The organism is Crystallibacter permensis (genome assembly GCF_025960875.1).
Classification (GTDB): Bacteria; Actinomycetota; Actinomycetes; order Actinomycetales; family Micrococcaceae; genus Crystallibacter; species Crystallibacter permensis.
In genome coordinates, this window is the sequence record NZ_JAODLR010000029.1 from 41224 (window position 1) to 50560 (window position 9337).

Annotated in this window: 6 protein-coding genes; 5 read left to right on the forward strand and 1 reads right to left on the reverse strand. The window is 66.9% G+C overall.

Annotated elements, in window-relative coordinates:
• Nucleotides 1–237 precede the first annotated feature (237 nt).
• Nucleotides 238–1503 carry a hypothetical protein gene (locus B0G38_RS21330; protein WP_264671319.1) on the forward strand — a complete coding sequence of 422 codons (1266 nt, stop codon included), beginning with the start codon at nt 238–240 and terminating at the stop codon, nt 1501–1503.
• Nucleotides 1504–1592: 89 nt separating this feature from the next.
• Here the strand turns inward: B0G38_RS21330 and B0G38_RS21335 are convergent, their stop codons facing one another.
• Entirely contained in the window at nt 1593–2774 is a 1182-nt protein-coding gene (locus B0G38_RS21335) for a helix-turn-helix domain-containing protein (RefSeq protein WP_264671320.1), read from the reverse strand.
• Nucleotides 2775–2941: 167 nt separating this feature from the next.
• Here B0G38_RS21335 and B0G38_RS21340 point away from each other — a divergent pair, with 167 nt between their 5' ends.
• From B0G38_RS21340 to B0G38_RS21355, 4 genes are all read left to right on the forward strand, one after another.
• Nucleotides 2942–4264 carry an MFS transporter gene (locus B0G38_RS21340; protein ID WP_264671321.1) on the forward strand — a complete coding sequence of 441 codons (1323 nt, stop codon included), beginning with the start codon at nt 2942–2944 and terminating at the stop codon, nt 4262–4264.
• A gap of 82 nt (nt 4265–4346) precedes the next feature.
• Nucleotides 4347–6008, forward strand: coding sequence for a thiamine pyrophosphate-dependent enzyme (locus B0G38_RS21345; RefSeq protein WP_264671322.1), 1662 nt, complete (start codon nt 4347–4349; stop codon nt 6006–6008).
• The gene (locus tag B0G38_RS21350) at nt 6005–7789 is read left to right on the forward strand and encodes an amidohydrolase (protein WP_264671323.1); all 1785 of its coding nucleotides are present in this window, start codon (nt 6005–6007) and stop codon (nt 7787–7789) included. The genes B0G38_RS21345 and B0G38_RS21350 overlap by 4 nt, the downstream gene beginning before the upstream one ends.
• Before the next feature lie 37 nt (nt 7790–7826).
• Nucleotides 7827–9113: a M20 family metallo-hydrolase gene (locus B0G38_RS21355; RefSeq protein WP_264671324.1), complete on the forward strand. Its 1287-nt coding sequence runs from the start codon at nt 7827–7829 to the stop codon at nt 9111–9113.
• Nucleotides 9114–9337: the final 224 nt, after the last annotated feature.

Here is a 9337-nt window from a genome sequence, read left to right on the forward strand (position 1 = left end):
TGCCGGATGCCTGAAGATTTACCCTCCCCGCACCTGTGTAGCACGAGCATGTGAAAGTATGCCGTTTATGACCCAAGCGTCGATTTTGAAGCCTGTTGTCGGAGGAAATTTTCCGATGGATTTTAGCAATACCGGCAGTCCTGGTTTCCAGGTCTCTTTTGGTCGCCGCCAAAGGGAATACGGCTATGCCAGACCGGGCATTAGCACTGTCATGGTCAATGCCTCTTGGCTCGAGCTATGCGCTCGAATCAATATGTCTTCGTATTCGATGCCAATGGGCAGGCCATGAAGCCTGCACAATCCATGCCGCCATCATCCTTCGATTGGCACCAGTTTTGGACCTCACAGTACGAAGAATACACGTATTCCCAAGACATGCGGACAGCCATTGAAGTTCTCATTGAGGAACAGGCTGCCTGGATGGAAACCCTCTTTACTGTGGCCCCCTATGAACGTCCGAGCGCCTCGGCTCTCGCTTCTGACTTGCGCAAGTACCTGAGGGCGACGCCGATCACCGAAGAAGCCCTCGGTTATGCAATGACAAGGCTATTGGACCGCCGATTTTGGGCCAGGATTTCCAGTAGCGACATGCAGAGGATACGACCCGCCTACCACCAAATTAACCGGGCAAGGCCGTCGAGAAAACTGGGTGCCTCGGTCATAAGCGAGGGGGCGCCCTTGCTAGTCGAGTTCGACTCATTTTTCGTGCGGCCCCTGCGGGCTGAAGAAAAGCGTGCGAATGCAATCATCGAACAAATTTCCGGCAGCTTCTCCCGGTTGGTGGATCAACGGTCTACGTACATCGCGTATGTCAACACGCTCCTTGCGGCAGCCAGCCACAAAAATCCAGAGTGGAGCACAGCGCAAGTCGACGACAAAGTCTTGGAGAGATTAGGCGCGAGAATGCTAGTCGTAGACGGCTACGACGAAGTCCTCAGGCGACGGGAGGTCGCCAAAGTGAAGCGGGATGAAGCCGACGCGAGATGGAGGGCAGGCGCGGACGATCGCAAAGCGCAGCACGCGCAGAAGGAAGAACGGCGTTTGCGAAAGGAAGAGAAGGAACGACGGGCCGCGGCAGAGTGGGTTAGAAAAAACAAGCCAGCGCCGTTGGAAATCACTGATTGGATTACGGCTGAGCTGAATGCTTTGAGTTGGATGCACTACCTGGGATTCAGCGACGCAAAACTCACAAGACGTGGCGCGGATGGGGGCATAGACATCTTCGGTACCGGCGTTGTAGCTCCGGTGAAAAACGAAAGAGCAGATACCGGCCGCCCAGCGCTGCAACGCCTCGTCGGGGCGGCCAGGGCACACGTCGATGTAAGACGGCAGCTATTTTTTTTGCTGCTCCAGGTACACGGCGCAAGCCACCATATACGCGAACGAAGTACAAATGCCGCTGTTTGTCATGGGCCGGGATGGCGAGGTCAGGGCGGCCAACCGATTGGGAAGGACCATACTACAAAACGCGATGAATTACGCCCGATCGCGATCGGTTTCTGAGGTTCCGGACAGTTCCGAGGCGAGGCCTCAGAGTCCATCCTGATTGTTGGACACGGCGGAGAGGGCCTGTTCGGTGACGGCGACAGCGCTCAGGACCAGGCGACGACGAGGCGGGCGGCTTGGTGGGGGATGGTGATGTCGATGCCGGTGAGGTCGGTGAAGCGGCGCAGGCGGTTCATGAGGGTGTTGCGGTGGCAAAAGAGCTGGTCGGCGGACTGAGCGATGCTGCCGGTGGTCAGGTAAGAGCGCACGGCTTCTTCCAAGCGCGCCCGTTCGACCGTTCCGCTTTGGGCTAGCGCCGATTCGACATCGGGCACCACGGGAACGCCGGTTTCCGAGAGGCGGTGGCGGGCCAGCCGGGCCCAGGCATTGCGCATGGTGAGGGCCTGCTGATCGCTGTCTTCGGCCAGGGAGGCCAGCGCACGGGCTGCCTGTGCCGCGACGCGCAGGTCCGCGAGGCCGCGGACTTGTTCCACCAGGCCACACCTGATCTGCCGGATCTGCTCAACGGCTTCGCGGACGGCGCTGCCGGGGCGGTCGTCGGCGGCCCAGAACGCGACGAGTCCGTCGGGCAGCGGGTGGGTGAATACTTCTGTACCACGGCGGGAAGCCGCGGCTATCACCACACGGAGGGCGGCGGCGTCGTCCGTTGTTGCTGCCGCCACGACGAGGGGAGCGTCCTGGTCGATGCCGAGCTCGTCGGCGATGCGGGTGAGCATTTCCGGGGCCGGGCTGACCGGGCCGAACATGGTGGCGACGTGGCCCTGCCGCACGGAGGAGGCTTCCTGGGCCATGCGCTGGCGTTCGGCGATGTAGGTGGCCTGGGTCTGGGCGGCGTAGGAGTCGACCACCTGCCACACTGTCTCGGCCCGGCGCACCAGCAGTTCGGCGTCGCCCGGGTCCGCCAGGGCCATGAGCTCGCCCCAGATCACGGTGAAGTCGATCCGGATGGCCGTCATGAGCGATTCCACCGGGATGCCGGCACGGGCGCGGGAGACGCCGACGTCCAGGGAGATGTTCTGCCGTTCGGCCACCAAGCGGTCGCTGTCCGCGCCGGGGCGCAGGCTCTCGATGAGCGACGCGAACGAGGCGGCACCGGTGCGGCGGATCTCGCTGGCCGGCAGGACCCCGTCCCGGTAGTCGTCGAGCTGCAGGACGCGCTCGATGAAGAGATCCGTGAGCGTATCCACGGAGAGCTGGTCCAGCAGGCCGTTCCAGCGGGCGGCCTGCGCGGCGCCGTCGTCGTTCCTTTGTTTCCTGGGTATTGCCATGGTGTTATCCGCCCCGATTTTTGTGCTTTTGCACATTCTAGCCGCCGAAACCCGCGACTTTTCGTGCGGGTGTGACGCGGCGCACTCTGGCAGGCTTGAGTGCATTCCCAGTCCGTTGCGCACCGTTCGGCGCAATGGGCAGTCCGAACACCAAGCGTGGAGGCACCATGTCACAAACCCTGAACCTCGAGGCCGGGGCCACCCGGCAGATCACCGACAAGGAGGCGATGAAGGTCTCCATGGGCGCCCTCATCGGCACCGCGATGGAGTGGTACGACTTCTTCCTGTTCAGCGCGGCGGCAGCGCTGGTGTTCAACGTGCAGTACTTCGCCAACGAGAACGCCACGGCGGCGGCGCTGGCTTCCTTCGCCACCTTCGGCGTGGGCCTGGTGGCACGTCCGCTGGGCGGCATGTTCTTCGGCGCCATGGGCGACAGGATCGGCCGCCGCAAGACCCTGATGGTCACCATTGTGGGCATCGGCGCGGTGACCGGGCTGATCGGCCTGCTGCCGACCTACGCCGCCATCGGCATTGCCGCTCCGGTATTGCTGGTGCTGCTGCGCGTGTTCCAGGGCCTGTTTGTGGGCGGCGAGTGGTCCGGCGCGATGACCATTGTGGTGGAGAACGCGCCGCTGGAGCGCCGTGCCCGCTACGCCGCGCTGCCGCAGATCGGTTCGCCGATCGGCACCATCCTTTCCTCCGGCGGCTTCTTCCTGATGACGCTGTTCTTCTCGCAGGAGAGCTTCAACTCGTTCGGCTGGCGCATCCCGTTCCTGGCCGCCATCCCGATGCTCCTGATTGCGCTGTACATCCGCAGCCGGCTCGAAGAGTCGCCGGTCTTCACCGAGCTGATGGAGAACGACCAGGTGGAGAAGGCCCCGATCCGCACCACCCTGCGGGAGTCTTGGAAGCACATCATCATCGGCATGGCCGCGGCCCTGCTGGGCGTGGGCGGTTTCTACCTGGTGACCGCGTTTGTGGTCTACTACGGCGTGGCCATCCTGGGCTACTCCGCGCAGCTGATGCTGCTGGGCGGCATGATCGCCGCCATCGTGGAAATCCCCATCCTGATCCTGGGCGGACGGCTGGGCGAGCGCTACGGCTGCAGCCGCGTGATCCTGGTGGGCGGCATCGCCTCCGCCATTGCCGCGGTTCCGTCCTTCATGCTGGTGGCCAGCGGCAACCCCGTGCTGGTGGTCATCGGGATGGTCCTCGCGGTGGCAACGCTGTCCTTCCCGTACGCCGCCTCCGGCACGGTGCTGACCGGCCTGTTCCCGGCCCGCACCCGCTACACCGGCGTGGGCTTCGCGCAGAACACCGCCGGCATGCTCTCCGGCTTCGTTCCGCTGCTGGCTACGGGCATGGTGGCCGCGGCCGCAAACCACTGGTGGCCGGCCGCCGCGATGCTGGTGTTCCTGAGCCTGTTCACCGCCGTCGCCGGTGCCGTGGCCCCGCGCATGAGCGTGGACCTGCCCGGCTTCAAGCACTAAATTCAACGTACGACGACGACCTCCCGCCGACGCTCCTGATCCGCTTCCGGCGTCGACCTCCCTGATGAAAGAGCTCCACACTATGTCCCAGTCAGCCGGCCACCTGATAGTCCGCCAGCTTGAGGCGCACGGCGTCCGCCGCGTGTATTCCGTCCCGGGGGAGAGCTTCCTCGACGTGCTGGACGGGCTGCACGATTCGCCCGTTTCCACGGTGGTCTGCCGGCAGGAGGGCGGCGCCGGGTTCATGGCGCTGGCTGAGGGGCGCAAGACCGGCATCCCGGGCATCGCGATGGTCACCCGCGGGCCGGGCGCGGCGAACGCGATGATCGCGGTGCACACCGCGTGGCAGGACGCGACGCCGCTGGTGCTCTTTGTCGGCCTGATCCCGGTGGCGGACAGGGGACGCGACTCGTTCCAGGAGTTCAGCCTGGAGGGCTGGTTCTCGACGACGGCCAAGCGCGTGGTGGTGCTCGACGACGAACACCGCGCCGCGGAGACCGTGGCCGAGGCGATGCAGCTGGCGGTGTCCGGCCGGCCCGGCCCGGTGGTGATCGGCCTGCCGGAGGACGTGCTGGTCCGGATAACCGACGCCGACGTGGTTCCGCCGCGCGCGCTGGCCGCCGCGGTGCCGCCGCCGGCCGCGATGCAGGAACTGGCCGGCCGGCTGGCCGCTGCCGCCCGCCCGCTGATTGTGGTGGGCGGGGACGGCTGGGGCGACGACGGCGGGAAGCTCGCTTCGTGGGCGGTTGAGGCGCAGGTTCCGGCGGCCGCGGACTGGCGGGCGTACGACGTCGTTCCGCACAGTTCTCCGGCATGGGCCGGCTGGCTGGGCTACGGCCGCGCGGACACGCTGGCGGCCCGGCTGGACGAGGCCGACCTGCTGGTCTTTGTCGGCTGCGGGCGGACCGACGTGCTCAGCGACGGCTACACCAAGGGCTTCAAGGTGCCGACCGTGCTGGTGCTGCCGGACCCGGATGCGGCGACGCACTCCGGCCGGATCGACCTGCACCTGGCGGTGTCGCCGTCGTCGATCGTTGCGGCTTTGCCGGCTGCCGCGGAGGTGCGCGGGAGCCGGGGGAGCGGCTGGATGGAAGCGCTCGCCGAGGACCAGCGCCGGTACGCGACCCCGCGGCCGGACAACAGCCCGGGCGTTGACCTGGGCGTGGCCTTCGGCGTGCTGGAAGACCGGCTGCCCGCGGACAAGGTGGTCACGTACGGTGCTGGCAACGCGACCCTCTGGGGCCACCGCTACCTGACCCACCACGGATTCGGCTCGCTGATCGGGCCGCGCAACGGGGCCATGGGGCTGGCCGTTCCGGCCGCCGTTGCCGCGTCTTTGATCGAGCCCGAGCGGCAGGTGGTGGCGGTCTGCGGCGACGGCGACTTCCTGATGAACGCGCAGGAGCTCGCCGTGGCGGCGGCGTACGGTGCTGCCCCGTTGGTGATCGTGGTGGATAACGGGATTTACGGCACTATCGTGCTGCACCAGCGGCGGGAATATCCAGACCGGCCGTCCGGCACCTCGATGGTCAACCCGGACTTCGCCGACTGGATCCGCAGCTTCGGCGGGCACGGCGAACGGGTGGAGAAGACCGAAGAGTTCGGGCCCGCGCTGGAGCGTGCGCTGTCCAGCGGGCGGTTGGCGCTGCTGCACCTGGTGACCGATCCGGAGACGATGCCGCCGGGCACTGCGAACGCGCCGGAAGAGCTGGCCGAGGTTGCCGTGGAAGAGGGCGCGCGATGAAACTGGACCTGATCCTGCGCGACGCCGAGATCATCACCCTCGAGGCCGACCGTCCCCGGGCCACGTCCGTGGGGGTTCTGGGTGGGCGGATCGCCGGTTTCGACGAGGAACTCGAGGGGTGCACGGCCGCGCGGGAAGTCTCGCTGGGCGGCGCCACCGTGGTGCCCGGTTTCATCGACGCGCACTGCCACACCACCTGGTGGGGGCTGGGCCTGGGCGCCGTCGAACTGGAGCAGGCCCGTGGCCTCGAGGAGCTTTACGCGCTGCTCGAAGCCGAGGTCCGGCGGCTGGACGCGCTGCCCGGCGGCGCCCCTGACTCCTGGGTTAACGGCACCGGCTTCAACCACAAGCACCACGGCGGGGCCTTTCCGGACATCCGCCGGCTGGACGAGATCACCGGCGACCGGCCGCTGTACCTGCGGCACGTGTCCGGGCACCTGTCCATCACCAACTCCGCCACGCTCCGGCTGGCCGGCGTCTTCGAATCCGGCTTCGCCGATCCCACCGGCGGTGCCGTGCTGCGCGCTGACGGCTACCCGACTGGCGTGGTTGAGGAATCCGCGCAGCAGCTGATCCAGAACCTGCTGCTGCCGTATCCGGTGGAGCGCATCGTCGAGGCGCTGGACGCGGCTACCACGCGGTACGCCGCCGAAGGCATCACCAGTTTCACCGAAGCCGGCATCGGCGGCGGCTGGATCGGGCACAGCCCGGTAGAAGTGCAGGCCTATCTGACAGCCAAGCGGGCCGGAAAGCTCCACGCCCGCGCCCAGCTGATGCCCGCGCTGGATTCGCTGCGGCTGATCGAGGCGAACGCCGCGGACATGCACGGCACGGGTTCCGGCCGCGGGCTGGACCTCGGCGCCGTAGCGGGCTTCGGCGACGAGTGGGTGTCGCTGGGGCCGGTTAAGGTCTTCATGGACGGCTCGCTGCTCGGCGCGACCGCGGCGGTCACCGAGGACTACTGCGGCCACCAGCACAACACCGGCTACCTGCTGGATTCGCCCGAGGCCTACCGCGAACGCGTCGACGCCGCCTACCGGGCTGGCTGGCCGATCGCGCTGCACGCGATCGGCGACGCGGCCATCGACCTGGCCACCGAGATCATCGTCGGCTGCCAGGAGCGCTACGGCCGGAACCACCTGCCCAACCGGATCGAGCACTTCGGCATCGCAAGGCCGGACCAGCTGCCCCCTGTCGCCGCCGCCGGGATCGCCGTCGCCCCGCAGGCCGCGTTCATCGGCCCGCTGGGAGACCAGTTCGCCGCGCTGGTGGGGCCCGAGCGCGAAGACTGGCTGTACCGGGGGCGCTCGCTGGTGGACGCCGGCATCCTGGTGGCCGGCAGCTCCGACCTGCCGGTTGCCGACAACAACGTGCTCCGCGCGATGCAGTCCTGGGTGGATCGGCGCACCGAGCAGGGCAAGATTCTTGGGGGAGCGGCAGAGGGCCTCACCGCCGAAGAGGCACTGCGGACCTACACCGACTGGGCCGCCCAAGCCACGGGCACTGCCGACCAGAAGGGCACGCTGCGCCGGGGGAAGCTGGCGGACTTCGCGGTGCTCTCCGGGTCGCCGCTGGCCGCGCCGGACATCTCCGATCTCAACGTGCTGGCCACGATCGTCGGCGGCGAGTTCAGCTACGACGGGTTGAGCTCCGATACGGTTGTTGGCCCGGACACGAGCGCGAGTGCTGGTTCAGGTACCGGTCCAACCGCGGATCGCAGCGCCAGCCCCGCGCCTGAGTCTCTCTTCGCGCCCGAGCCGGGCGCCGCCGTCGTTCGCTGAACATCTTACGTCAGACCGAGCCGTTAGGATTCCACACATGACCACCACCTCCGCGCAGTCCGCCCCGTCCGTCTCCGGCGATGACGCCAGCGCCTTCCTGCACGACTTCCGCTCGATGAGCACGTTCGGGGCCACGCCCGGCGGGGGAGTGGACCGGCAGGCGGGGACGCTCGTCGATGGCCAGACGCGGACTTGGTTCCGCGGCCTGGTGGAAGGGCATGGCTTCGACGTCCGCTACGACATGGTGGGGAACCAGTTCGCGCTGCTTGAGCTAGTGCCCGGCGCCCCGTACATCGCGGTGGGCTCGCACCTGGACTCGCAGCCGCTGGGCGGGCGGTTCGACGGCGCCTACGGCGTGCTGGCCGGAGCCCACGCGGCGATCCGGCTGCAGCAGCGGCTCGCGGCGGAGGGCACCGAGCCGGCGTTCAACATCGCCGTGATCAACTGGTTTAACGAGGAAGGCTGCCGGTTCAAGCCCTCCATGATGGGCAGCTCCGTGTTCACCGGCAAGCTGCCCGCCGAGCAGGTCCTGGCCACCACCGATCCGCATGGCACCACCGTCCGCGAGGCGCTGGAGGCCATCGGGACCATCGGCGACTTCTCGCTGGATGTTGCTGCGTACGTGGAGATCCACATCGAGCAGGGGCGGTCGCTTGAGGACTCCGGGCTGACCATCGGCCTGGTCGAATCCACCTGGGGCGCGAACAAGTATGAGTTCATCGTGCACGGGGAGCAGGCGCACACCGGTGCCACCGTGATCGCCGACCGGCACGATGCGCTGCTTGGGGCCTCCTCGCTGGTGGTTGCCGCGCGGGAGATCGCCGACGAATTCAGCACCGACGAGCATTCCGTCATCACCTCCTGCGGAGAGTTCACGGTCTACCCGAACTCGCCCGTGGTGGTAGCCAGCCGGGTGGAGCTGCTCGTCGACGTGCGCAGCACTGACCCGGACGTGCTGGCCGCGGCCGACGCCGAACTGCACCGCCGGGTGGCGGAGATCGAGCGGAAGGCGAGTGTGCGGATCGAGCGCGGCGCCGAGCATGTTTGGGCCGCCAAGGCCTACGACGAGGCCGGCATGCGCCTGGCCGCCAAGAGCGCCGAGGCGCTGGAACTGCCCTACGGAACCGTCCGCACACTAGCCGGGCACGATTCGACGAACATGAAGGACATCGTCCCGACGATCATGCTGTTCGTGCCCAGCGTGGAGGGCATCTCCCACAACGAGAAGGAACTGACCAACGACGACGACATGCTCGCCGGCGTGGATCTGCTCACCGAGGTGCTGGAGCGCGTGGTGATGGGGGACTTCGTTTCGCCGAAGTAGCTTACCTTGGTCTGGACGGTAGCTCGATGGTCAGCGAGCATGGTTGCAGAACGAAAATTGCAGTGACGATCGAAGGACGCCGTGATGCCGCACAAGGGTAAAGCGAAGCCGGAATCGATGGTGACTAGACCGAAGTTACGTGGGCTGATCGCCCTGGTTCCTTGTGGTTCCGGGTGATCAGCCCTCTTTTGTACCACCGTTTGTAGCCACTAAATTGTGGTGTG